The organism is Sinorhizobium medicae (assembly GCF_007827695.1).
In the GTDB taxonomy this organism is placed as follows: Bacteria; Pseudomonadota; Alphaproteobacteria; order Rhizobiales; family Rhizobiaceae; genus Sinorhizobium; species Sinorhizobium medicae.
Window position 1 is genome coordinate 15,297 of sequence record NZ_VITA01000029.1, and the last position, 24,437, is coordinate 39,733.

Here is a 24,437-nt window from a genome sequence, read left to right on the forward strand (position 1 = left end):
GATAGCCTCGATTCAAGCATTTCAACGGGCCTATGGCCGCCCGACCGGCGAAGCCATGCCCCGACATGAACAAAGGACTTTCGACATGACCGCCGAGGACCTCGCAGAGCTTTTCGACGCCTTCAACAGACACGACATCGATAGTGTCATGGCATTTTTCGCCGCCGACTGTGTCTTCAACGCCGTTGCCGGGCCGGAGGGCTGCGGCAAGCGCATCGTCGGCGCCGAGGCGATTGCCGATGCCTTTTCCGGTGTATGGGCGGCAATGCCGGACGCTCATTGGGATCATCACAGCCATTTCGTCCATGGAGACCGCGGGGTCTCCGAATGGACCTTCTCGGGGACCAATGCGGACGGCACGCGCATCGTCGCGGAAGGCTGCGATCTCTTCACGCTTCGCGACGGCAAGATCGTCCGCAAGCAGGCATTCCGAAAAAACCGGCCGCTCATCGAGCCGCAGCCGAGATACTGAGCGCCTTGAGGGCAGGATCACGACATGGAACACCAGCTGGCCAGACCGATCGCATCGCGCAAGCCCTTCGATCCGACCTATGATCCGATCCGCGCGCCCAATCCGGGCGAGGGCAAGGACTATGCGCCGACCTATTGGATTGGCACGGCCGGCAAACCGCCTTCCGACGACGGCCCCGTCACATGCGATATGGACGTCGACGTCGCTATCGTCGGCTCCGGATATACGGGGCTCTCCTGCGCGATCCATCTCGCCCGCGAGCACGGCATAAAGGCGACGGTTCTCGAGGCGAACGGCGTTGCCTGGGGCTGCAGCACCCGCAATGGTGGCCAGGCGCAGATCTCCGCAGGGCGCCTCAAGCGCTCGCAATGGATCGAGCGATGGGGCGTCGATATCGCCAAAAAACTGCACGTCGAGATCAGCGAAGCCTTCGATCTCTTCCGAGACCTGATCCGTTCACCCGAAATCGAATGCGATGCTCAGGACGGCGGCCACCTCTATATCGCACATCGCGACAAGGTGATGCCGGCGCTCGAAAGCGAGTCGCGGCTCCTCAACGAGGTCTTCGGCTACCGTTCGCGCATCGTCGGGCGAGAGGAGGTCCACCGGGACTTCGTCCGCGACGAGGAGGCCAAGGGGGCTATGTACGAGCCGGACGGGATGGGGATCCACGCAGCCAAGCTCGCCTTCGGATACCTCAATCTGGCGCGCAAGCTCGGTGCGCGGGTCCATACGGCGAGCCCCGTTCTCAGCTGCGACTGGAAAAACGGCGCCTATCACCTGTCTACGCCGGGCGGCACCGTTCGTGCACGCGCCGTCTGCATTGCGACGGCGGGCTATACCTCGCCGGATCTCCATAGTTTGACGCGGCACCGGCTCATGCCGATCCTCTCCAACTCGATCGTCACCCGTCCGCTGAACGAGGAAGAGCGCTCCGAACTGAACTTCAAGACGCGGATACCGCTCACAGATACACGCACGCTGCGGCACTATTACAGGATAATGCCGGACGGCCGCGTGCAGATCGGCAGCCGCAGCGCCATAACCGGCCGCGATGCGGTGAATCCCAAACATCTCGGTCGGCTTCTCGAAGGGCTCTACCGAAAGTTCCCGGTCCTGAAGGGAATCACGATCGACTACTCCTGGTGGGGCTGGGTCGATGTCAGCCACGACATGATGCCGCGCATCTTCCGGCCCGATCCGAAGCAGCCGCTGTTCTACGCGATGGGCTATGGCGGCAACGGCGTCATGTATTCCGCCCAGGCAGGACGTCGAATGGCACAGATGGTTGCGGGCCAGGGCGGCGCCCTCGATCTGCCGATCTTCACGTCGCCGCTGCCGAGCCATGGACTGCTCACGCCGTTCAGACGCCTCGGCCAGTGGGGCATGTATCGCTGGTACTATCTCAAAGACGAGATCCTGTAACCGTGCGCGGGTCAGAACGTTTGCGCGAGCTTGCGTGCCGCCGACTGAAGCACGGGCACGTAGCGCTTGGAGTCGTCGAGCGTCATGCGGGCTTTCGGGGCGTGGCAGGCAAGCGACGCAACCACCCTTCCGTTTCTGTCGAATACGGGAACCGCGATGGCTATCAGGCCGATCATGAACTCTTCCCGGTCGGTGCTGTAGCCATCGCGCAAAATCTCTGCGAACTCGCTCTCCAGCGCGTCGGCAGACATGATCGTTGCAGGCGTGAATCTTTCAAAGGTCAGCGAGGCCAGCAGCTTCTGCCTTTGCTGCACATCCATATGCGCAAGCAACAATTTGCCGCTGGCGGTGCAGTGAAGCGGCACGCGCGAACCGGGCTCGAGATGTACTCGGAGCGGCCAGTCGGATTCAACGCGCGCCAGATATATCGCGTCGCAGCCGGAGCGCGTCACGAAATTGCATGTCTCACGCGTCACATCGACGACCTGCTTCAATATGGCGTGCCGCTGGGTCCCCACGCCCGAACCGACGATGGTCAGGCCCATCTTGAACAGGCGCGGGCCGACCGAATAGTGGCGTCTGTCAGGTTCGCGAAAGAGGAATCCTTCCTCGACCAGGCGCTGGCACAGCCTGTGCAGCGTGGCCCTGGGCATGTCGATCCTCTCCGCAAGATCGTTCAGCGTGACCGGCTTTTCGGAAAGTCCGACGACTTCGATCAGGCTGAGGCTGCGCGTAACGGCCGAATTCGGCGTCTCGATTTTATCGTCCATCCTCATTCCTTTGTCTCACTCAATGAGATTCAATTTGGGTACAATCGCTATCATATAGCTAATCTTACCTCAATATCTCACTCAGTAGGATATTTCATCTCAGAAAAATTGACACATCGCGCTCCTTATCTCTTTTGTGGGATGAGGGAGGAGCCGAACGTGAACGAAGCGCAGTTTGATTACATCGTGGTCGGTGCCGGCTCTTCGGGCTGCACCGTTGCCGCACGTCTCTCGGAAGACGGCAGGTTCCGTGTTGCTCTCGTCGAAGCGGGGCCGAAAGACACCAGCCCCTGGATTCACTTGCCGCTCGGTTACGGCAAGACGATGTGGGATGAGCGCATCAACTGGAAGCTTTACACCGAGCCCGATCCCAACATGAACGGCCGACGCATCTATTGGCCGCGCGGCAAGGTTCTGGGGGGCTGCTCGGCGATCAACGGTCTGATTGCCATCCGGGGACAGGCCGAGGACTATGACGACTGGGCGCGCTACGGCGGGGATCAGTGGAACTATCGCAACGTCCTGCCCCATTTCCGTAAGTCCGAATCCTTCGCGGGCGCCGCAAACCCCGAGTTCCATGGCAAGCACGGGCCGATCTGCGTCGCTCCGATCCGCCACCGTCATCCGCTGATCGACGCATTCATCGGCTCGGCCAATCAGCTTGGCATCCCCTGCAACGATGATTTCAACGGTCCGTCGCAGGAAGGCGTGGGCTACTACAGCCTGACGACCAGAAACGGAATGCGCAGCAGCGCGGCGGTGGGTTATCTCCGCCCGGCAAAACGGCGGAGCAACCTTACGATCGTCACGGAAGCGCTGGTCACGAAAGTCCGCTTTGAGGGGCGCCGGGCGCAGGGCATCGACTACACTACAAATGGTCGCAAGATGAGCATGAATGTGCGGCGTGGCGTCATCCTTAGCGCGGGCGCCGTGCATACACCGCACCTGATGATGCTGTCCGGCATCGGACCGGCCGGGCATCTCAAGGCTCACGGCATCGACGTCGTGGCGGACATGCCTGGCGTTGGTGCTAATCTGCGAGATCACCTGCAGCTCCGGCTTATCTATCGCTGCAACAGACCCATCACCACGAATGACGAACTGAACAGTCTGACCGGCAAGGTGAAAATCGGACTGCAATGGTTGCTGACGCGAACTGGACCCCTTGCCGTCGGCATCAACCAGGGTGGGCTCTTCGCCAGGGTGATGCCCGATGCGACGCGACCCGACGTTCAATTTCATGTCGCCACACTTTCCGCGGACATGGCCGGAGGAAAAGTCCATCCCTTCTCCGGCTTTACCATGTCGGTCTGTCAGCTCCGGCCCGAGAGCCACGGCACCATTCGGCTGGCCTGCGCGGACCCCACGACACCACCGCTGATACACGCCAATTATCTCGACTCCGAACTCGACCGTCAGGTTGCGATCGGCGGCATCAGACTGGCCCGCCGCATCGCGCGCACAGGTCCGCTGAGCCAGCTCGTAACCCGCGAAGAACTGCCGGGCGAGTCCGTCGACAGCAAGGAAGGAATTCTCGATTTCGCGCGCCAGAACGGCGCAACGATCTTCCATCCAACGAGCACATGCCGAATGGGCCAGGACGACGATGCGGATGCAGTGGTCCGCCCCGACCTGAAAGTGAGAGGCTTCGACGGCCTTTGGATCGCGGATTGTTCGGTGATGCCCACCATCGTGTCGGGAAACACCAACCTGCCGGCAATCATGATCGGAGAGAAACTGTCGAGCTCAATTCTGAACTGAAATCCGACATTGGGAGGAGACCATGTTGAATACCGCTGGGAGCACCAGAGAAAGTGAAGTGAGGCGTGTCGTTTTCGCGTCTCTGATAGGCGCAACGATCGAATGGTATGACTTCTTCTTGTACGGCGTGATTGCCGGCATCGTTTTCAATCAGCTGTATTTCCCGTCGCACGACCCGCTCGTTTCGATGGTGCTGGCCTATGCGACCTTTGCCGTAGGTTTCGTCGCCCGTCCGCTCGGCGGCATCGTATTCGGACATTTCGGCGACAAACTCGGCCGCAAGCAGATGCTCGTACTCACCATTCTGATCATGGGGGTGGCGACCGTGCTGATCGGCGTTCTGCCCACCTACGAGCAGATTGGTGTGGCAGCCCCCATACTGCTGCTCATCCTGCGTATCGCACAAGGCATCGGCATTGGCGGCGAATGGGGCGGCGCAGTCCTCATGGCCTATGAATTCGCACCTGAAGACAAGCGCGGCTACTATGCGTCGATCCCGCAGATCGGCCTTGCGATCGGATTGTGCCTGTCGTCCGGCGTGGTGGCACTCCTCAGTCTTCTCCCCGAAGAAGCCTTCATGTCCTGGGGCTGGCGCACTGCTTTCATCGGCTCGGTCGTCCTTATCGTCGTCGGCCTTTACATCCGGCTGAAGGTTGCCGAAACACCGGATTTCGCCAGCGTCAAGGAAGAGCGGCAGGAGCTCAAGATCCCGTTCGTGGAGCTCATCCGCACCTATCCTCGCAATATACTGCTCGGCATGGGTGCCCGCTATATCGATGGAGTTTTCTTCAACGTATTCGCCGTCTTTTCGATCGTCTATCTTTCCAAGCATGTGCAGGTGGACCGCACGACGGCATTGTGGCTCGTATGCCTCTCTGCACTCGTCATGGTCGTGACAATTCCGCTCTTCGGCAAGTTGTCCGATCGATGGGGGCGGCCGAAAACCTATGCCATAGGCAGTCTGCTGCTGGCGCTGGTCACCTTCCCGGCCTTCATGCTCATGGGAAGCGGGAGCCTGCCGTTGATCGCACTCGCTCTGATCGTGCCGTTCGGCATCATCTACGCAATGTGCTACGGCCCCGAAGCAGCACTGTTCTCCGACCTTTTCGACGTTAAGGTCCGCTATACCGGCATTTCCTTCGTCTATCAGTTCTCCGGCATCTTCGCCAGCGGCATCACTCCAATCATCGCGACCTTCCTTATCAGCTATGGCGACGGCTCGCCCTGGCTGCTGGCCGCCTACGTGGTGTTTGCGGCTCTTGTTTCGATGGTTTCGGCGATGCTCATACGCCCGGTTTCGCAAACGCGTACCACCCTGCCGCATAAGCCGTTGCGCCCATCAACCGTTCACACAAGCTAAGGAAACAGCCATGAAAATGACCACCGAAGAAGCCTTCGTCAAAGTCCTCCAGATGCACGGCATCGAGCATGCTTTCGGCATCATCGGCTCGGCGATGATGCCCGTATCGGATCTCTTTCCGAAGGCGGGCATCAAATTCTGGGACTGCGCCCATGAGACCAATGCCGGCATGATGGCGGATGGCTTCAGCCGGGCCACCGGGACCATGTCGATGGCGATCGGCCAGAACGGTCCCGGCGTCACCGGCTTCATCACCGCCATGAAGACGGCCTACTGGAATCACACGCCGCTGCTGATGGTTACGCCGCAGGCGGCCAACAAGACGATCGGGCAGGGCGGCTTCCAGGAAGTCGACCAGATGGCCATGTTCGAGGAGATGGTCTGCTATCAGGAAGAGGTGCGGGACCCGAGCCGCATTCCTGAAGTCCTGAACCGAGTCATCGAGAAGGCCTGGCGGGGTTGTGCGCCGGCGCAGATCAACATCCCCAGGGATTTCTGGACGCATGTGATCGACGTGGATCTGCCGCGTATCGTCCGCTTCGAGCGGCCGGCCGGCGGACCGGCGGCGATCGCGCAGGCGGCCCGGCTGCTTTCGGAGGCGAAATTCCCGGTCATTCTCAATGGCGCCGGTGTCGTCATCGGCAATGCAATTCAGGAATCGATGGCGCTCGCCGAACGGCTGAATGCACCGGTGTGCTGCGGATATCAGCATAACGACGCCTTTCCGGGCAGCCATCGCCTGTCGGTCGGGCCGCTTGGCTATAACGGCTCGAAGGCGGCGATGGAACTGATCAGCAAGGCCGATGTCGTGCTGGCATTGGGCACGCGGCTCAACCCTTTCTCGACGCTGCCGGGCTATGGCATCGACTACTGGCCGAAGAATGCGTCCATCATACAGGTCGACATCAATCCCGACCGGATCGGCTTGACGAAGAAGGTGACGGTCGGGATTTGCGGCGACGCGAAACAGGTGGCGCAGCAGATCCTTCAGCAGCTTGCCCCCGTCGCCGGCGAAGCAAGCCGCGAGGAACGCAAGGCGCTGGTCCACCAGACGCGCTCGGCGTGGCTGCAGCAGCTCTCTTCGATGGACCACGAGGATGACGATCCGGGTACGGAGTGGAACGTTGGGGCGCGCCAACGGGAGCCCGATCGCATGTCGCCGCGCCAGGTCTGGCGCGCGATCCAGGCCGTGCTTCCGAAAGAGGCGATCATCTCCACCGACATCGGCAACAACTGCGCCATCGGCAACGCCTATCCGAGTTTCGAGCAGGGCAGAAAGTATCTGGCTCCCGGCATGTTCGGCCCCTGCGGCTATGGCTTCCCGTCGATCGTGGGCGCCAAGATCGGCTGCCCGGATGTGCCGGTCGTCGGCTTTGCCGGCGACGGCGCCTTCGGCATCTCGATGAACGAGATGACGTCGATCGGCCGCGAGGGATGGCCGGCCATCACCATGGTAATCTTCCGGAACTACCAGTGGGGTGCCGAGAAACGCAATACGACGCTCTGGTACGACAACAACTTCGTAGGCACCGAGCTCAATCCGAACCTGAGCTACGCCAAGGTTGCGGACGGCTGCGGGCTCAAAGGGATCACCGTCGACACGCCGGCCGCACTCAAGGAGGCGCTTTCGAAGGCGATCGAGGACCAGGCCAGGGGTATCACCACCTTCGTCGAGGTCATTCTCAATCAGGAACTCGGCGAGCCCTTCCGGCGCGACGCGATGAAGAAACCGGTGGCGGTGGCGGGCATCGATCGGGCCGATATGCAGCCCCAGAGCCGCAGGTAGTCCTGCATGCGCGATACCCGGCGGCCTCTGCCGCCGGGCACACTCAACGGGAAGAATAGATGGACGCGATCTCCAGAACCGAGCGACCGAAGCAATCCCCCAAAGCCGTCCTGTCGACCTATGGCCCCGGCCTCCTGGTGACGGCGGCCGTCGCCATGGCTGCTCAGTTCCTCTCCGAGCACTATGGGGCGCCGGCCATGCTGATGGCGCTGCTGCTCGGGATCGCGTTCCACTTCCTGGCGGAAGAGGGACGATGCGTCGCCGGCATCGAACTCTCGGCAAAACTGGTGCTCAGGATCGGCGTCGCGCTGCTCGGTATGCGCATCAGCGTCGATCTGCTGATCGGCCTCGGCGCGGGCACCATCCTCCTCCTTGTATCGGCGATTGCTGCGACCATCCTGTTCGGCCTCGTGGCCGCCCGGCTGCTTGGCCGGGGCTGGCGCCTTGCTCTCCTCACAAGCGGCGCGGTTGCCATCTGCGGAGCCTCGGCGGCCATGGCCATCGCGTCGGTGCTGCCTCGCAACGAGTTTTCCGAACGCAACCTGATCTTTACCGTCCTGTCGGTGACCGTGCTCAGTACGCTCGCCATGATCGGATACCCGATCGTCGCCGAATATCTCGGGCTTGATGGCCAGGCGACCGGGATATTCCTTGGCGGCACGATCCATGATGTCGCCCAGGTCGTGGGCGCCGGCTTTTCGGTGTCACCGGAGGCGGGCGAGACGGCGACGCTCGTCAAGCTCATCCGCGTGACGATGCTTGCACCAGTCGTCCTCATCTTCTCGGTCGCGCTGCGCGGCGTTCCGCAGGAGGGCACCTCGATAGGAAGGCGCGCCCCGCTCGTCCCCGGCTTCGTGCTGGCGTTTCTCATACTCGCGGGTTTCAACTCCGCCGGTCTGGTGCCCGTCCTGGTGAGCGAAATCGGAATGGAAATCTCGCGGTGGGCGCTGCTGGCGGGGATCGTGGCCGTCGGCATGAAGACATCTCTGCGTCGCGTCCTTGAGGTTGGCGGGGATGCCGTCGCACTCGTCGTCGCCGAAACGCTGTTCATCGCCGTCTTCATTCTTGTCGGCATGAATTATCTGGGACACAGCTGATGAAACCTCTCGACCGGATTATCGAAACGGCAAGGAAAGCCCCGCGACACATTGTTCTCTCCGAAGGGGAGGACCCGCGGATCGTCGCCGGCGCCGTACGTGCGAGGCGGGAATGTCTGGCGGAGATCACGCTCGTCGGAAACCGCGAGGTGGTCATGCACAGGCTCGCAGCTCTGGATGCAAACCCGCGAGAATTCCGGGTGGAGGACCCGTCCTCCTCGTCGCTCACCGACGGTTTCGCGGCTTCCTTTCTCGACCTCAGAAGGAGCAAAGGCGTCGACGAGGCCGCGGCTCGGGTGGCGGTGCTCACGCCACTGAACTTCGCCGCGATGATGGTGAGGGAAGGGCTGGCCGACGGAACCGTCGGCGGTGCGGTCGCGACCACCGCCGATACCGTGCGCGCCGCCCTGCAGGTGATCGGTAGGGCGCCCGGCGTCGGGCTCGTCTCCAGCTTCTTTCTGATGATGCTCTGCGAACCGCATCACGCCCGCAAGGGTGCCTTCGTCTTCGCCGATTGCGGACTGGTGGTGGATCCCGATGCAGGCGGCCTTGCCGACATCGCGCTTATGTCCGCGAAATCCTATGAGCAGCTTGCCGGCGAGCGGGCTAAAGTCGCCATGCTCTCTTTCTCGACCGGCGGCAGCGCCGCTCATGAGCGCGTTTCGAAGGTCGTCGAGGCCACCCGCATGGCGCGATGCGCTGAGCCCGATCTCGTTATAGACGGGGAATTGCAGTTCGACAGCGCCTTCGTCGAAGCCGTCTCCCTGACCAAGGCGCCGCAATCCGCGTTGCGCGGGGAGGCCAATGTTTTCGTGTTCCCGAATCTCGACGCGGCAAATATCGGTTACAAGATCGCCCAGCGGATCGGCGGAGCGACGGCGATCGGGCCAATTCTGCAGGGACTGGCACGGCCGGCCAACGATCTTTCGCGGGGCTGCAGTGCCGACGACGTCTTCCACATGATTGCGGTTACAGTCGTCCAGGGGCGTGAGGACAACTCCACCGTTTCCGAAAGGCGTCAAAACGTCACATAATGCAAAAAGTGTATTATGCAGCCTTTGCAATATTTGCGACATCCCTTGCGGCCTGTCGCGAATATTGCAACATTGTCGGCATGTCCAGATCAGCGAACTCCCGGGCGCTCGCGCCGCGCCGTCATGAGGAAATTCTAAGGCGCCTCGCTGCCGAAGGCTCGGTGAGCATCGCGGAGCTTTCCGCCCATTTCGACGTCTCGCGTGAGACGATCCGCCGCGATATGAAGTTGCTGGCTGACCGCGGCCAGCTCGACGTGGTGCATGGCGGGGCCACATTGTTCGAGCCGATCGAGCCGGCGTTGGTTCACCGAAGCGAGGAAAACGCCACCGCCAAGGCAGCTATTGGCCTCAAAGCCGCCGAACTGGTGAAGGACGGCATGGTCGTGTTCCTCGATTCAGGCACGACCACGCTTGCCGTTGCCCATGCGCTAGACGGGCTTCGCGACCTGACCGTCTGCACCACGGGCCTTGCCATCGCACTGCATATGTGCCGGCAACCGCGCGCCCGGGTCCATATGCTGGGCGGCGAGATCGATCCTGCGGAGGAGGCGGCAGTCGGCCTGGACGCGCTGGAGGCGATCGGCCGCTTTCGGGTCGATATCGCCTTTCTCGGTGGGGGCGGGCTTTCCCCGGACGGCGAGGTGACCGATTTCACGCGCAATGGCGCCGAGCAGCGCTCGCGCATGATCGCCATGGCCGGCAAAGCCTATTTCGTCCTGGACAGCTCGAAGTTCGGAAGGCTGACGCCACTTCGCATACCCGGGTTTCATCAGGCGGCCGGTGTCATCGTAGATGCGCCGCCAGCGCCGACGATCTCGGAAGCGCTCGAGCGGAAAGGGCCACGGGTGATCGTCGCCACCAGATGAATGTTGCATAATGTTGCAATTCATGTTGCGTTTTGCGGATGGCCAACTATCCTGAAGCCAGTCAATCGGGAGGATGGTTCATGCCGCAGGAATTTCCAACGCAGGCGCGCGTCGTTATTATCGGCGGCGGTATCATAGGCTGTTCGGTTGCCTATCATCTCACACAGCTTGGCTGGACCGACGTTGTCCTCCTTGAACAGGGTCAACTCAGCGGTGGAACCACCTGGCATGCTGCGGGTCTCGTCGGACAGTTGCGCAGCCATGCCAACATGACCGGCCTCATCCGGTATTCGACGCAGCTCTACAGCGAGCTCGAGGCAGAGACAGGTCTTGCGACCGGATGGAAGAATTGTGGCTCGCTTGCCGTCGCCCGCACGGCCGACCGCATGACCGTGCTGAAGCGGACCGCCGCCTCGGCCCGGGCCCAAGGGGTCGCCGTCGAGGTGATTTCGCCCCGCGAAGCAGCCGATCTCTGGCCGGTGATGGCGGTAGAGGATCTCGTCGGCGCCGTCTGGCTCCCGGGAGACGGCAAGGCCAATCCGACGGACCTCACGCAGTCCCTGGCCAAGGGCGCGCGCAATCGCGGTGCCCGTATTATCGAGCGGGTGCGCGTGACCGGGATAACGGCCAAGGACGGGACGGTCCGCGGAGTCGAGACGGATCGGGGCAGCATCGCCGCTGAAATCGTCGTCAATTGCGCCGGCCAATGGGCGCGCAAGGTCGGGCTGATGTGCGGCGTGACCGTACCGCTGCACTCCGCCGAACACATGTATATCGTCACGGGCAAGATCGAGGGCGTGCATCCGGACCTGCCTGTACTGCGCGATCCCGATGGCTACATCTATTTCAAGGAGGAGGTCGGCGGTCTCGTCATGGGCGGCTTCGAGCCGGAGGCCAAGCCCTGGGGCATGAACGGCATTCCGGACGATTTCGAATTCGCATTGCTGGAAGATGACTGGGACCAGTTCGAAGTCCTCATGCAGAATGCACTTATACGGGTACCGCAACTCGAAACGGCGGAGGTTAGAAAGTTCTACAACGGTCCGGAAAGCTTCACCCCGGACAACAATTTCATCCTCGGTGAGGCACCGGAACTGCGCAACTTCTATGTCGGTGCCGGCTTCAACTCCATGGGGATCGCCAGTGCCGGAGGCGCCGGGCGGGCGCTTGCGGAGTGGATCGTCAATGGTGCTCCGACGATCGATCTCTGGCCGGTGGACATTCGCCGTTTCGCGCGCTTCAACAACAATCCACGCTGGCTGCATGATCGGGTGAAGGAAACGCTTGGCCTGCATTATGCCATGCCATGGCCGAACCGCGAGTTGCACACGGCACGGCCCTTCCGGCGCTCGCCGCTTTACGACCGGCTTGCCTCAAGGGGTGCGTGTTTTGGGTCGAAGATGGGTTGGGAGCGCGCCAACTGGTTCGCCGAAGCGGGCCAGGAAGCGGAAACGGACTACGCCTTCGGTCGCCAGAATTGGCACGAAGCGGTAAAGCGTGAGATGAGGGCGACGCGCCAGGCCGCTGGAATCTTTGATCAAACCTCTTTCGCCAAATTGCTCGTGCAGGGGCGGGATGCAGCAAAGGCTCTCAACCGCATCTGCGCCGCCGATATTGATGTCGAGATCGGCCGTTCAATATACACCGGCATGCTCAACGCGCGCGGCGGCTATGAAAGCGACCTGACGGTGATGCGGCTTGCACCCGATCGGTTCCTCATCGTGACCGGATCGGCACAAGCCGTGCACGATGCAGACTGGATACGCAGAAATATCCCGGTGGATGCGCATGTCACCCTGACCGATGTGACGTCGTCCTATGCCGTGCTGGCGCTGATGGGGCCGAACGCGCGCGACATCCTCGGACGGATCACCTCTGCCGATCTTTCGAACGCGGGTTTTCCCTTCTCGACCATATGTGAGATCGACATCGGCTATGCGACGGCCTTCGCCAACCGCATGACCTATGTCGGCGAACTCGGCTGGGAGCTGATCGTACCCAGCGAATTCGCGGTGGGCGTGTATGAGGCGCTACACGAGGCTGGTCGTGACCTCGGGCTCATCGATTGCGGCTATTACGCTCTCGAGGCACTGCGTATCGAGAAAGGCTTCCGTGCCTGGAGCCGCGAGTTGACGCCCGACATCAATCCCTATGAAGCGGGGCTCGCCTTTGCCGTATCGCTCGACAAGCCGGGTGGCTTCATCGGCCGCGAGGCATTGGTCCGCGCCAGGCAGGCCGGCCCCCCTGTCAAGCGGATCGTGCAGTTCACCTTGGATGATGCAGAGCCGATGCTTTGGGGCGGCGAACTCATCCTGCGCGACGGCAAGCCCGTCGGCGAGGTCAGGTCGGCTGCCTATGGCCACACGCTTGGTCGCTCGGTGGCACTCGGACTCATCGAACATGATGAAGGCGTCGGCCGGGAGTTCATCGGAAACGGGCATTTCGAGATCGATCTTGCAGGTGACCGCCAGTCCGCCACCGCTCACCTGAAGTGCCCCTACGACCCGAAGTCCGAGCGCGTAAGGGTAGATGCTGATGAACCGCGGGCGGCAGCCTGAGGTTCACTTCTCCGCCAGGGAGCGGGCGATCTCGAAGAAGGCGCGCACGAGCTTTCCGCCGCTGCGCTCCTTCAGGCAGATCAGAGCCTCGTCCATCAGCATCTCAGCTCCTATAATTTCGATCGGGGCGAGACGTCCGTCCCGACCGAATTCGGCAGCGGAGACAAAGCCGACACCGGCCCCGGCCGCGACGATCTCCCTCACGGCCTCACGACCTTCCGCTTCGATGGCCGGCTTCAGCGCGACACCGGCGGCGGCGGCAAAGTCCTCGAGCTTCTGCCGCGTCTTCGAACCCCGCTCGCGCATGACCAGCGGCTGGCCCGCGAGTTCCTCGAGACTGACATTGCTGCGGCAGGCGATCGGATGTTCCGTCGACGCGAATGCGATGATCGGCGTGGAGTTCAGTTTGACGATGTCGAATTCCCGGCTTTCGGGAATCTCGCCGAGAACGCCGATGTCCGCCTCGTAGGAATAGAGACTTGTGATGACCGTTTCCGTGTTGCCGGCCCTCAGCGAGATCTGCACCGTCGGATATTTCTTGCGAAAGGCGGCAAGGATGTGCAGCAGATGATGGGCGGCGTCGGCGACGATGCGAAGTGTTCCCGCGCGCAGCGCGCGCGATTCCGAAAGCAGATCGAGCGCCTGCTGTTCGGTGTCGAACATGCGCCGGGTGATCTCCAGCAACTGGTGGCCAGCCTGGGTCAGCGTCACCTGCTTCTTGTTCCGGTTGAAGAGGAGGACGTCATATTCCTCCTCCAGCTTTCGGACCTGGTCCGATACGGCTGGCTGGGTGAGGAACAAAGCCTCTGCCGCCCGGGAAAAGCCTCCACAGACCGCAACATTATGGAACGCGCGAAGCTGGACATAGCGCATGGGATGGGGTCCAATCATAAGCTCATCTAATGAAACGATAGAAACGAACGATTTGATTTATGTAAAGAGAAAAGTGACGGTCAGCCGGAATGATTTCCGGAGCGATTGAAAATGACTGTCATTACTCTCTCGCTGCATCTCGCCGGCGCGACCGTGCTGCTGCTTTACGCCGTGCATCTCGTCCGTAGCGGCGTCGAGAACGCCTATGGGCCTTCTCTGAAGCGTGTGCTGGCGAAAGGAGGGGAGCGCCGCGTTTACGCCGCCGCGAGCGGCACGGCCCTTGCCGTCCTGTTGCAAAGCTCCACCGCAGTGGCGATGCTTGCCTCCGGCCTTGCCGCAAGCGGCTATCTCACGCTGAACACCAGCCTAGCCGTTCTGCTTGGAGCGGATTTCGGCTCGGCGCTGGTGGTCCGTGTCCTATCGTTCGATCTCGGCTGGATGTCGCCGCTGCTGCTTGCGGCCGGTGGGCTTTGTTACCTGAAGGGAAGAACCGACAAATTTCACGAAATCGGGCGCATGCTGCTCGGTATCGCCTTCGTCCTCATGTCGCTGAAGCTGATCGGCGAGGCGACAGTGCCGTTGAAGAGGAGCGAAGTGCTGCCTGCTATCGTCGGGTATCTCGCCGAAGACCAGGTGATGTCCTTCGTCGCCGCGGCGCTCTTCACCTGGATCGTTCATTCGAGCGTCGCAGTTCTGATCCTCATCCTCGGTTTCGCCGCACAGGGACTTCTGCCGATCGAGGCGGGCCTGCCGTTGATCCTCGGAGCGAATCTCGGCAGTGGAATGATCGCCATTTGGCTGACACGCGGCTTTCCAGCCGAGGCGCGACGCGTGGCGGCGGGCAACTTCCTCTTCCGGGCGCTTGGCGCCGCGATCACCTTACCGGTCTGCGGTGTTTTGGCGGGCCGCATTCAGGCTCTGGGCACCACCCCTGCGGAGCAGCTCGTCCATTTTCATCTGGTCTTCAATGCCTGCCTGGTGCTCATTTACCTTCCGCTTTCGCAGCTTGCTGCCGGCGCCGTCTCGTCACTCGTGAAGTCGGACCCTGGACGCTTCGACGATAACGACCCGCTCGCCGGTCGCATCAGCGCTCTGGACGAGGGGTTGCTCGACAGCCCCGATGCCGCTCTCGCCGCGGCAACGCGCGAGGTGCTGTTCATGGGTGAAATGGTCGAGCGGATGCTTTGTCCGGTAATGGAGCTTCTGGAGCATCCAAATCGAAGAAAGCTTGAAGAGATCCGCCGTCTCGACGAGCACGTCAATCGCGCCCACCGCGGTATCAAGCTCTATCTCGCAGCGATCAACCGCGGCGTGCTTGATGAGCCCCAGTCTCGGAAGGGAGTTGAGTTGATCGATATCGCGATCAACCTCGAGCATGCCGGGGACATCGTCTCCAAGACCCTTGTGGAAATCGTCCGCGACAAGCTGGAGAACGGCAACAGCTTTTCCAATGAAGGCTGGACCGAGCTCAAAATGCTTCATGCCAGCGTGCGCGACAATATGCGTCTCGCATTCAATCTGCTGGTTTCGGGCGACCCGGCCATGGCGCGCAGGCTCGTGCGCGAGAAGGAGCGAGTGCGTGGGCTCGTGCGCGAAAGTCGCGAAAGGCACCTGGCGAGGCTGCGGGCAGGGCGCCCCGAAAGCGTCGAGTCCAGCAATATGCACCTCGAAATCGCGCGCGCGCTCAAGGAGGTGAATTCTCTTCTCGCAACGCTTGCCTATCCCATTCTGAAGCAGAGAGGCGATCTGCTCGAAAGCCGGCTCAGGCTGGCGAAGGTATCATAAGCAGAAACTATGCGTGAATATAAAATATCGATTTTACAGATACATTCCGGCCCGCCATCCTCGCCCCCATCCCGGCAGTTCTCAGAGGAGAGAAACCAGATGCCAGCAGATGCAAAGACGAATAATGCTCTCGAAGCGCCGAGATTGGGAGAGCCATACCTGCTGACGCCGGGACCGCTCACGACAGCTTTTTCCGTCAAGGAGGCAATGCTGCGCGACTGGGGTTCCTGGGACGGCGACTTCCGGGCGATGACGGCCGAGCTGAGACGCGAACTGCTTGCGATCGCCGAAGATGAGACCGGCGAGTTCGATTGCGTCCCGATGCAGGGCAGCGGATCCTTTTCGGTCGAGGCGATGCTCGGCAGCTTCGTTCCCCGCGATGGCAAGGTCCTGGTGCTGATGAACGGCGCCTACGGCCAGCGCATCGCCCAGACGCTCAAATATCTAGGCCGTGCTTATGTCGCGGTCGACAAGGGCGACTATATGCCTCCGCGCGGCAGCGAGGTCGCAGCTGCCCTCGACGCCGATCCCGCAATTACCCATGTGGTCGTCGTCCATTGCGAGACGAGTTCCGGAATTCTCAACCCTCTCAAGGAAATTTCCGAGGCGGTCTACAGCCGCGGCCGCAAGCTGCTGGTCGACAGCATGAGCGCCTTTGGAGCGGTGCCTGCCGGTGTCCTTGACTTCCGTTACGAGGCAATCGTTTCCTCGGCGAACAAATGCATCGAAGGCGTGCCGGGCTTCGGCTTTGTCCTCGCGCGCAAATCGGAACTGGAGGCAGCGAAGGACCGCAGCCACTCCTTGAGTCTCGACGTTCATGCGCAATGGGCATACTTGAACAAAACGGGCCAATGGCGCTTCACTCCGCCGACCCACGTCGTCGCGGCCTTCCTTGAAGCGCTGCGGCTGCATCGCAAGGAGGGCGGTGTTGCCGGGCGCGGGTCCCGTTATGCGCAGAACCGCGACATAATGGTTTCCGGCATGCGCCAACTTGGCTTCGAGACGTTGCTTGGCGACCAGTGGCTCTCGCCGATCATCGTGACCTTCTTCAGCCCCGCCCATCCGAATTTCAAGTTCGAGCGCTTCTACGAGCTGATGAAGGCGAGGGGGTTCATCATCTATCCCGGCAAGCTTACCGTCGTCGACAGCTTCCGCATTGGCTGCATCGGCCAGATGGACGGCCATGTGATGCGCAAGGTGGTCGCTGGTGCCGCCGAAAGCCTTGCTGAGATGGGGGTCGATTCCGCCGCGCCGCCGGCGCTGGCCCTTGCCGAGCGCGCCCGCCTCGCCGCCTGACGAACATCCTCCTAGGAGCACAACAGATGAACCAGATGTCCAAAATTTCGGTAACGGTTAATGGCCGCCGCTATCCATGGCCCCGCGTTCCGGCAATTGCGATCTGCCTCGACGGGTGCGAGCCCGCCTATCTCGATGCGGCGATGGAGGCGGGATTGATGCCCGCCCTCAAGCGCATCAAGGAACGCGGTGCCGTGCGGCTGGCGCACAGCGTCATTCCGAGCTTCACAAATCCCAACAATCTTTCGATCGCAACGGGAACTCCGCCGGCCGTCCACGGGATCTGCGGCAACTACCTTTACGAGCCTGCGACGGGCGAAGAGGTGATGATGAACGACCCGAAGTTCCTTCGCGCGCCGACCATTTTCCAGGCCTTCTACGACGCCGGCGCGCGGGTCGCGGTCGTCACGGCGAAGGATAAGCTTCGCGCGCTTCTCGGAAAGGGGCTTCGTTTCGACGAAGAACGCGCGATCTGCTTCTCGTCTGAAAAATCGGACAAGGCGACGCCCGAGGAACATGGCATCGACAATGCCTCGGGCTGGCTCGGCCGGCCGGTTCCGGAAGTCTATTCGGCAGCGCTTTCGGAATTCGTCTTCGCTGCGGGCGTGAAACTGCTCAAGGAGTTCCACCCCGACATCATGTATCTGACCACGACGGACTATGTTCAGCACAAATACGCTCCCGGCGTAGCGGAGGCCAACGCCTTTTACGCGATGTTCGATCGCTACCTGTCAGAGCTGGACGGACTAGGAGCGGCCATCGTCGTCACCGCTGATCACGGCATGAAGCCGAAGCACAAGGCGGACGGCTCGCCCGACGTCATCTATGTCCAGGACCTGCTCGATGAGTGGTTGGGCGAGGAAGCGGCCCGTGTCATCCTGCCGATCACCGATCCATATGTCGTGCACCACGGCGCGCTCGGATCCTTCGCCACCGCCTATCTCCCCGGGCAATGCGACCGCGGAGAGATCATCGATCGGCTAAAGGCGCTCGATGGCATCGACGTCGTGCTGGACCGCGAAGAGGCATGCCGAAGGTTTGAGCTCCCGGAGGATCGCATCGGCGACATTGTCCTCGTTTCGTCCGAAAACAAGACACTCGGCACCAGCGAGCACCGCCACGACCTGGCGGCACTGGACGAGCCGTTGCGCTCCCATGGCGGCCTCACAGAGCAGGAGGTTCCCTTCATCGTCAACCGGGTGCTGCCCGATCTCCCGGGCGCTCCTTGTCTTCGCAACTTCGATGCGTTCTTCTACGCTGTTGCGGCAGCGGCGTTGATCAGTGCGGAGGACGCGATATGACGAAGCCGGAGGTCTCAATCGCCGTGCGCCACGAACCGATGCGTATCGCCGGGCAGCTGATAGATACGGACGACCGCATAGAAGTGCGTTATCCCTGGAACAACACCGTCGTCGGGACCGTGCCCGCCGGCCGGGCCGAGCACGCCCGCGAAGCCTTTGCTATCGCGGCCGCCTATCAGCCGAAGCTTACGCGCTATGAGCGCCAGAAAATCCTGCTGACTGCGGCGGAAACGCTTGCGTCCCGCAAGGAGGAGATTTCCGACGTCATCACGCTCGAGCTCGGCATTTCGAAGACGGACTCACTTTATGAAGTGGGGCGCGCTTTCGATGTCTTCACGCTGGCCGGCCAGATGTGCATTCATGATGACGGCGAGATATTTTCCTGCGACCTCACACCCCACGGAAAGGCTCGCAAGATTTTCACGACGCGCGAACCCCTGACCGCGATCTCGGCCATTACACCGTTCAATCACCCGCTGAACATGGTGGCCCACAAAGTCGCCCCAGCCATTGCAACGAACAACTGTGTCGTGGTGAAGCCGACGGAACTCACGCCGATAACGGCACTGTTGCTCGCCGATATTCTTTACGAGGCCGGTTTGCCGCCGGAGATGCTATCCGTCGTGACCGGCTGGCCGGCGGACATCGGCATGGAAATGATCACAAACCCGTATATCGATCTTGTAACCTTTACCGGCAGCGTTCCGGTCGGGAAACTGATCGCCGCCAACGCGCATTACAAGCGTCAGGTGCTCGAACTTGGCGGCAACGATCCGCTGATCATCCTCAACGACCTTTCCGACGACGATCTTGCCAGGGCGGCCGACCTTGCCGTCGCCGGGGCAACGAAGAATTCCGGTCAGCGCTGCACGGCCGTTAAACGTATTCTCTGCCAGGAGAGCGTCGCCGACCGTTTCGTACCTATGGTTCTCGAGCGCGCAAAACGCCTGCGCTTCGGCGATCCGATGGATCGTTCAACCGATCTCGGAACCGTCATCCATGAAAAGGCGGCAGCGCTTTTCGAAGAGCGGGTCCTGAGTGCGGCCGGGGAGGGCGCCGACATCCTTTACCACCCGGGTCGAAGCGGTGCGCTCCTGCCGCCGATCGTCGTGGATCGGGTCCCTCACCATTCTGATCTCGTGCTGGAGGAGACCTTCGGTCCGATCATCCCGATCGTGCGGGTTCCCGACGATGATGAGGCAACCATTGCCCTGTCGAACTCCACGGCCTTCGGTCTCTCCTCCGGCGTCTGCACCAATGATTATCGCAGAATGCAGAAATACATTGCCGGGCTGAAGGTCGGAACGGTCAACGTCTGGGAGGTTCCCGGCTATCGCATCGAAATGTCGCCCTTCGGCGGTATCAAGGACTCCGGGAACGGCTACAAGGAAGGGGTGATCGAGGCGATGAAAAGCTTCACCAACGTTAAGACGTTTTCGCTGCCTTGGCCGTGAGGAAATCCGCTTCGCGCGTTATATAGGAGCGGCCTGTTGCCGCTCCTTTTTATTTTTGGGCGAAGCAAGCTCGGTATAGCTACAGCTGATAGTTATATAAAATAAATAGATTTTACTTATCGATCCATCCCCCGCAAATTTGCCAGGCAGGCCGGATTTCCAGGCGCGAAAGTCGCCACCACCGCCGCAAAAGAGCTTGCCAATTCGAATGCCAACAAAAGGGGAATTAGCATGCCGTTCTCAAAGGCCTTTCTGGGCGCCGCGACCGCCTTCCTTCTCGCATCCACCGCCGCCTATGCCGAAGCCGAACTTACGGTCTACACGTCTGTCGAGGCGGTTGACCTCGACCGTTACAAGGAGACTTTCGAGAAGGCTCACCCCGACATCAAGATCAACTGGGTCCGCGACTCGACAGGCGTGATGACCGCCAAGCTACTGGCGGAGAAGGATAATCCGCAGGCGGACGTTGTGTGGGGCGTGGCTGCGACATCGCTGCTGCTCCTGAAGTCCGAGGGCATGCTCGAACCCTATGCCCCGAAGAATGTCGAGGCCCTGGATCCGAGATTCGTCGATGGCGACAAGCCGCCGAGCTGGGTAGGGATGGACGCATATGTGGCGGCTCTCTGCTACAACACGGTGGAGGCCGAGAAGCTCGGCCTGACGCCGCCAACCAGCTGGAAGGATCTGACCAAGCCCGAATACAAGGGTCACGTCGTGATGCCCAACCCCAATTCCTCCGGAACAGGCTTCCTCGACGTCTCCGCCTGGCTTCAGACGTTCGGCGAAGAGGAAGCCTGGTCCTTCATGGACGCCCTGCACGAGAACATTGCCGCCTATACCCATTCGGGTTCCAAGCCTTGCAAGATGGCAGCGTCCGGCGAAACCGTCATCGGCGTCTCCTTTGAGTTTCCGGGCGCCAAGGCGAAAACGTCGGGCGCGCCGATCGACATCATTTTTCCCGCTGAAGGATCGGGCTGGGAAGCAGAGGCCACGGCGATCATTGCAGGAACGGCCAATCTCGAGGCGGCGAAAACGCTGGTCGACTGGTCGATCAGCAAGGAAGCCAACGAGATGTACAATGTCGGTTATGCAGTCGTGGCTTATCCGGGAGTCGCCAAGCCGATCGAGAATCTTCCCGACGACGTTGCCGAGAAGATGATCGAGAACGACTTCGAGTGGGCCGCGAACAACCGTGCCCGTATTCTGAAGGAATGGCAGAAGCGTTACGACGCAAAGTCCGAGCCCAAGTCCTGAGCTGGTGATCCGTCGGGAACGCTCGGTTCGAGAGCGTCCCCGTCAAGCCTCATCGAATGCCGTGCGGAATTGTGGAGGCCCTCAGAGCATTTTCGTGTTCGGAGAAAAACGGGAATGCTCAGGAGCCAGGAGCTTGCGGATGAAACATGCAACAGCCCCAGCGGAACCGGCCATGCCCGTGTCCGCCAACCGTCAGAGCGAAAGACGACCATTCCTCGAAATCAGCGGGCTGTGGAAAGCCTATGGCGATTTCGTCGCGCTACGAGACATAGACCTCCAGGTGAAGGAGGGTGAATTCGTCTGTTTCCTCGGGCCCTCGGGCTGCGGGAAAACTACGCTTCTGCGCGCCATCGCCGGGTTGGACATACAGTCTCGAGGCGCCATCCGCCAAGCCGGACAGGATATCTCGCGCCTGCCGCCGGCACAGCGCGACTATGGCATCGTCTTCCAGTCCTACGCGCTCTTTCCGAATCTCACGATCGAAAAGAACATCGCATTCGGACTCGAAAATATCGGCCGGCCTCGCCGCGAAATAGCCTCGCGCGTCTCCGACCTTCTGGACCTCGTCGGCTTGAGCAGCCAAGGACGGAAATACCCGGCTCAACTATCCGGCGGTCAGCAGCAGCGCGTAGCGCTTGCCCGCGCCATGGCGATTTCTCCCGGGCTCCTGCTTCTCGACGAGCCTCTGTCGGCGCTCGACGCGAAGGTGCGCGTCCACCTGAGGCATGAGATCAAGGAGCTGCAGCGCAAGCTTGGTGTCACCACGATCATGGTTACGCACGACCAGGAAGAAGCGCTGTCCATGGCCGACCGCATCGTCGTGATGAACCAGGGTGGTATCGAACAGGTTGGAACGCCGACTGAGATCTATCGCCATCCGAGAACGCTTTTCGTCGCCGACTTCATCGGGGAGACCAACCAGTTTCCCGCAACGGTCGGTAAGGGCGCGCAGGTCGAAATAGGGCACACTCGGTTTGCCTGTGCGGAACACCTGTTGCCCGCCGGTGCGGCGGTCGTTGCCGCGGTCCGGCCGGCGGATATCATTCCGCACGGCGCCGACGCCCACCGGGCAACCGGGCTCGAGGCCGTGGGCAACGCCGACAATCTAATCGACGCACATGTGGAGGATATGGAATTTCTCGGCATGTTCTGGCGCACACGGCTCTCAGCCCCGCGTCTCAAGGAGACGCCTCTCGTGGCGGATTTCTCTACGAACGCGGTTCGCCGGCTTTGCATCGAGATCGGCAGCGCCATCCAGGTTGAAATTCCGCAGGAGCGTCTGCTCCTATTTGCAAAGGCCTGATCCGAATGACGCTTGCTGTCGATTTCCTGCCGCCCGGCCGAGCCCTTCGCCAGCAGATTTCCGACGATGACAGGCTCAAGCGCGCAGTCATGTTCGTCGTCGGCATCTATCTGGTTATCGCGCTTGCAATACCGCTTTTCGTGATGCTGTCGAAATCGCTTTCCACGTACACGTTCGATCTTCATCAATTTGAGTTCCAGGTGAGTGACGAGAGCGGAGGAGGGTGGAGCGACCCTGTTACGGCTGCGGCGCTCAACACAGCCATCGCCGCCTTTCCCGAAAGCGATCTCGAGGCCGGTGCCGACGGAAGGCTGCAGGCGGCCAAACTCTTTGCAGATTTCAGTTTCCGCAGCCCGGTCAGATACCGCATCCGCGGCACGAGCGAAGAGGCGCACTTCCTTGCCGGCTCGCAACTGGTGCGCGGGACCGAGTGGAAGGAATATGACAGCAACCATTTCCGGCGCGTGATGCTGCGGCCATCGCGCTCGGTCGGGCTCTCCAACTTCACGGAATATTTTTCGACGCCGTCACTCGTCCGCTCAATCAAGAATTCGGTGATGATTGCGTTAATCAGCACGGCAGTCACCCTCACCGTCGCCTTCGGCCTCGCCTATGCCCTGAACAGAAGCCGGATGCGGGGGAAGGGGGCGTTCAAGCTCATTGTCACGATCCCGATCCTCGTGCCGTCTCTCTTGCCCGGTATCGCGCTGGTGTATCTGTTCGGCAATCAGGGCGTCTTCAAGGATTTGCTGCTCGGGCATTCGATCTATGGTCCGCTCGGCATCGTCGTGGGCTCGGTGTTCTTCACTTTGCCGCATGCCTTTCTGATCATTTCGACGGCGCTGTCGGTCGCCGATGCCCGTCACTACGAGGCGGCAACGTCACTTCGTGCAAGCAGGTGGCGGACCTTCTGGACCGTTACCGTGCCCGGCGCCCGCTACGGCCTGATCTCCGCCGCCTTCGTCGTTTTCACGCTGGTCATCACCGATTTCGGGCTGCCCAAGGTCATCGGCGGGCAATATGGCATGCTCGCAGTCGACATCTACAAGCAGGTCATCGGCCAGCAGAATTTCGAAATGGGCGCCGTCGTCTCGGTCATCCTGCTGATCCCTGCATTCCTCGCATTCGCCGTCGATCGCATGACGCAGCGCCGGCAAGTGGCGCTGCTCTCCGCACGCGCAGTACCCTTCGAGCCGAAACCACGACGCGGTTTCGATGCGGCTTGTTTCGCCTTCTGCTCACTGGTCGCAATCTTCGTGCTCGGCATGATCGGTATGTGCCAGGTCGCGGCGCTCGTGAAATTCTGGCCTTACGATCTCAGCCTGTCGCTGCGCAACTATGCCTTCGACCTCATGGATGGCGGCGGCTGGGATGCCTATTACAATTCGATCCGGCTCGCTCTCATGACTGCTGTCATTGGATCGCTGATCGTGTTCACCGGTGCCTATATGGTCGAAAAAACCAAGGGTTTCGGCTTGGGCCGAGGTGCATTCCACATGCTTGCCATGTTGCCCATGGCCGTACCGGGCATGGTTCTGGGTCTTGCCTACATCTTCTTCTTCAACAACCCGGGAAACCCGTTGCACGGTATCTACGGCACGATGGCCATCCTGGTATTATGCACCGTCACGCATTTCTATACCGTCGCCCATCTGACCGCCCTCACGGCGCTCAAGCAGTTGGATCCGGAATTCGAGGCCGTGGCCGACTCATTGAAGATACCGTTCTACAAGCTCTTCTTCCGGGTCACCTTGCCGGTGTGCCTGCCGGCCCTGCTCGAGATCGCGATCTATCTCTTCGTCAACGCGATGACGACTGTCTCGGCGGTCGTGTTCCTCTATGCCACGGATACGAAGCTTGCTTCGGTAGCGATCCTCAACATGGACGATGCAGGCGACATAGCCCCGGCGGCCGCGATGGGCATGATGATCTTTTATACCAACGTGGCGGCAAAACTGCTCCACGCAGTCGTAGCGCGGCTGCTTCTTGCCCGCACACAGGGCTGGCGGCAGGTGGCGCAGACCGCGGTGCCAGCGTGAGTG

18 protein-coding genes are annotated in these 24,437 nt (G+C 61.1%); 16 read left to right on the plus strand and 2 right to left on the minus strand.

Annotation, left to right across the window (positions count from 1 at the left end):
• Window positions 1–85 precede the first annotated feature (85 nt).
• Complete coding sequence (locus FB009_RS29710) at window positions 86–472, plus strand: nuclear transport factor 2 family protein (RefSeq protein ID WP_024312275.1); 387 nt, start codon at window positions 86–88, stop codon at window positions 470–472.
• Window positions 473–496: 24 nt separating this feature from the next.
• The gene (locus FB009_RS29715) at window positions 497–1,897 is read left to right on the plus strand and encodes an NAD(P)/FAD-dependent oxidoreductase (RefSeq protein ID WP_024312276.1); all 1,401 of its coding nucleotides are present in this window, start codon (window positions 497–499) and stop codon (window positions 1,895–1,897) included.
• Between the two features lie 11 nt (window positions 1,898–1,908).
• Here the strand turns inward: FB009_RS29715 and FB009_RS29720 are convergent, their stop codons facing one another.
• Entirely contained in the window at window positions 1,909–2,667 is a 759-nt protein-coding gene (locus FB009_RS29720) for an IclR family transcriptional regulator (RefSeq protein ID WP_024312277.1), read from the minus strand.
• Between the two features lie 159 nt (window positions 2,668–2,826).
• On the opposite strand from FB009_RS29720, the gene FB009_RS29725 reads away from it, so the two are divergent.
• From FB009_RS29725 to FB009_RS29755, 7 genes are all read left to right on the plus strand, one after another.
• Window positions 2,827–4,428: a GMC family oxidoreductase gene (locus tag FB009_RS29725; RefSeq protein WP_186447692.1), complete on the plus strand. Its 1,602-nt coding sequence runs from the start codon at window positions 2,827–2,829 to the stop codon at window positions 4,426–4,428.
• Window positions 4,429–4,450: 22 nt separating this feature from the next.
• Complete coding sequence (locus tag FB009_RS29730) at window positions 4,451–5,788, plus strand: MFS transporter (protein ID WP_024312279.1); 1,338 nt, start codon at window positions 4,451–4,453, stop codon at window positions 5,786–5,788.
• 10 nt (window positions 5,789–5,798) lie between these two features.
• Window positions 5,799–7,574: a sulfoacetaldehyde acetyltransferase gene (gene xsc / locus FB009_RS29735; protein ID WP_024312280.1), complete on the plus strand. Its 1,776-nt coding sequence runs from the start codon at window positions 5,799–5,801 to the stop codon at window positions 7,572–7,574.
• 59 nt (window positions 7,575–7,633) lie between these two features.
• Window positions 7,634–8,671 carry a YeiH family protein gene (locus FB009_RS29740; protein ID WP_012061784.1) on the plus strand — a complete coding sequence of 346 codons (1,038 nt, stop codon included), beginning with the start codon at window positions 7,634–7,636 and terminating at the stop codon, window positions 8,669–8,671.
• A complete protein-coding gene (gene pta / locus FB009_RS29745) occupies window positions 8,671–9,705 on the plus strand; it encodes a phosphate acetyltransferase (RefSeq protein WP_012061785.1) in 1,035 nt (344 codons plus the stop codon). Before FB009_RS29740 ends, pta begins: the two co-directional genes overlap by 1 nt.
• 80 nt (window positions 9,706–9,785) lie before the next feature.
• Window positions 9,786–10,571 carry a DeoR/GlpR family DNA-binding transcription regulator gene (locus FB009_RS29750; RefSeq protein ID WP_033045166.1) on the plus strand — a complete coding sequence of 262 codons (786 nt, stop codon included), beginning with the start codon at window positions 9,786–9,788 and terminating at the stop codon, window positions 10,569–10,571.
• A gap of 80 nt (window positions 10,572–10,651) precedes the next feature.
• Window positions 10,652–13,129: a GcvT family protein gene (locus FB009_RS29755; RefSeq protein WP_012061787.1), complete on the plus strand. Its 2,478-nt coding sequence runs from the start codon at window positions 10,652–10,654 to the stop codon at window positions 13,127–13,129.
• Window positions 13,130–13,132: 3 nt separating this feature from the next.
• Here the strand turns inward: FB009_RS29755 and FB009_RS29760 are convergent, their stop codons facing one another.
• A complete protein-coding gene (locus FB009_RS29760; protein ID WP_018209712.1) occupies window positions 13,133–14,002 on the minus strand; it encodes a LysR family transcriptional regulator in 870 nt (289 codons plus the stop codon).
• Between the two features lie 111 nt (window positions 14,003–14,113).
• On the opposite strand from FB009_RS29760, the gene FB009_RS29765 reads away from it, so the two are divergent.
• From FB009_RS29765 to FB009_RS29795, 7 genes are all read left to right on the plus strand, one after another.
• Window positions 14,114–15,787 (plus strand): Na/Pi cotransporter family protein, encoded by a 1,674-nt coding sequence (locus FB009_RS29765; RefSeq protein WP_145162658.1) that lies wholly within the window; start codon window positions 14,114–14,116, stop codon window positions 15,785–15,787.
• 99 nt (window positions 15,788–15,886) lie between these two features.
• On the plus strand, window positions 15,887–17,083 hold the full coding sequence (locus FB009_RS29770) for a 2-aminoethylphosphonate--pyruvate transaminase (protein WP_012061790.1): 1,197 nt from the start codon (window positions 15,887–15,889) through the stop codon (window positions 17,081–17,083).
• 26 nt (window positions 17,084–17,109) lie between these two features.
• Window positions 17,110–18,384 (plus strand): phosphonoacetate hydrolase, encoded by a 1,275-nt coding sequence (gene phnA / locus FB009_RS29775; protein ID WP_012061791.1) that lies wholly within the window; start codon window positions 17,110–17,112, stop codon window positions 18,382–18,384.
• Window positions 18,381–19,838 carry a phosphonoacetaldehyde dehydrogenase gene (gene phnY, locus FB009_RS29780; RefSeq protein WP_012061792.1) on the plus strand — a complete coding sequence of 486 codons (1,458 nt, stop codon included), beginning with the start codon at window positions 18,381–18,383 and terminating at the stop codon, window positions 19,836–19,838. The genes phnA and phnY overlap by 4 nt, the downstream gene beginning before the upstream one ends.
• Window positions 19,839–20,069: 231 nt before the next feature.
• Window positions 20,070–21,092 carry a putative 2-aminoethylphosphonate ABC transporter substrate-binding protein gene (locus tag FB009_RS29785; RefSeq protein ID WP_012061793.1) on the plus strand — a complete coding sequence of 341 codons (1,023 nt, stop codon included), beginning with the start codon at window positions 20,070–20,072 and terminating at the stop codon, window positions 21,090–21,092.
• Window positions 21,093–21,231: 139 nt separating this feature from the next.
• Entirely contained in the window at window positions 21,232–22,395 is a 1,164-nt protein-coding gene (locus FB009_RS29790; protein WP_012061794.1) for a putative 2-aminoethylphosphonate ABC transporter ATP-binding protein, read from the plus strand.
• Between the two features lie 5 nt (window positions 22,396–22,400).
• Window positions 22,401–24,434: a putative 2-aminoethylphosphonate ABC transporter permease subunit gene (locus FB009_RS29795; RefSeq protein ID WP_012061795.1), complete on the plus strand. Its 2,034-nt coding sequence runs from the start codon at window positions 22,401–22,403 to the stop codon at window positions 24,432–24,434.
• Window positions 24,435–24,437 lie beyond the last annotated feature (3 nt).

Coding starts and splice junctions, on each gene's coding strand:
- FB009_RS29710 (WP_024312275.1), top strand. CDS start 86: ATGACCGCCGAGGACCTCGCAGAGCTTTTCGACGCCTTCAACAGACAC.
- FB009_RS29715 (WP_024312276.1), top strand. CDS start 497: ATGGAACACCAGCTGGCCAGACCGATCGCATCGCGCAAGCCCTTCGAT.
- FB009_RS29720 (WP_024312277.1), bottom strand. CDS start 2,667: ATGGACGATAAAATCGAGACGCCGAATTCGGCCGTTACGCGCAGCCTC.
- FB009_RS29730 (WP_024312279.1), top strand. CDS start 4,451: ATGTTGAATACCGCTGGGAGCACCAGAGAAAGTGAAGTGAGGCGTGTC.
- xsc (WP_024312280.1), top strand. CDS start 5,799: ATGAAAATGACCACCGAAGAAGCCTTCGTCAAAGTCCTCCAGATGCAC.
- FB009_RS29740 (WP_012061784.1), top strand. CDS start 7,634: ATGGACGCGATCTCCAGAACCGAGCGACCGAAGCAATCCCCCAAAGCC.
- pta (WP_012061785.1), top strand. CDS start 8,671: ATGAAACCTCTCGACCGGATTATCGAAACGGCAAGGAAAGCCCCGCGA.
- FB009_RS29750 (WP_033045166.1), top strand. CDS start 9,786: ATGTCCAGATCAGCGAACTCCCGGGCGCTCGCGCCGCGCCGTCATGAG.
- FB009_RS29755 (WP_012061787.1), top strand. CDS start 10,652: ATGCCGCAGGAATTTCCAACGCAGGCGCGCGTCGTTATTATCGGCGGC.
- FB009_RS29760 (WP_018209712.1), bottom strand. CDS start 14,002: ATGCGCTATGTCCAGCTTCGCGCGTTCCATAATGTTGCGGTCTGTGGA.
- FB009_RS29765 (WP_145162658.1), top strand. CDS start 14,114: ATGACTGTCATTACTCTCTCGCTGCATCTCGCCGGCGCGACCGTGCTG.
- FB009_RS29770 (WP_012061790.1), top strand. CDS start 15,887: ATGCCAGCAGATGCAAAGACGAATAATGCTCTCGAAGCGCCGAGATTG.
- phnA (WP_012061791.1), top strand. CDS start 17,110: ATGAACCAGATGTCCAAAATTTCGGTAACGGTTAATGGCCGCCGCTAT.
- phnY (WP_012061792.1), top strand. CDS start 18,381: ATGACGAAGCCGGAGGTCTCAATCGCCGTGCGCCACGAACCGATGCGT.
- FB009_RS29785 (WP_012061793.1), top strand. CDS start 20,070: ATGCCGTTCTCAAAGGCCTTTCTGGGCGCCGCGACCGCCTTCCTTCTC.
- FB009_RS29790 (WP_012061794.1), top strand. CDS start 21,232: ATGAAACATGCAACAGCCCCAGCGGAACCGGCCATGCCCGTGTCCGCC.
- FB009_RS29795 (WP_012061795.1), top strand. CDS start 22,401: ATGACGCTTGCTGTCGATTTCCTGCCGCCCGGCCGAGCCCTTCGCCAG.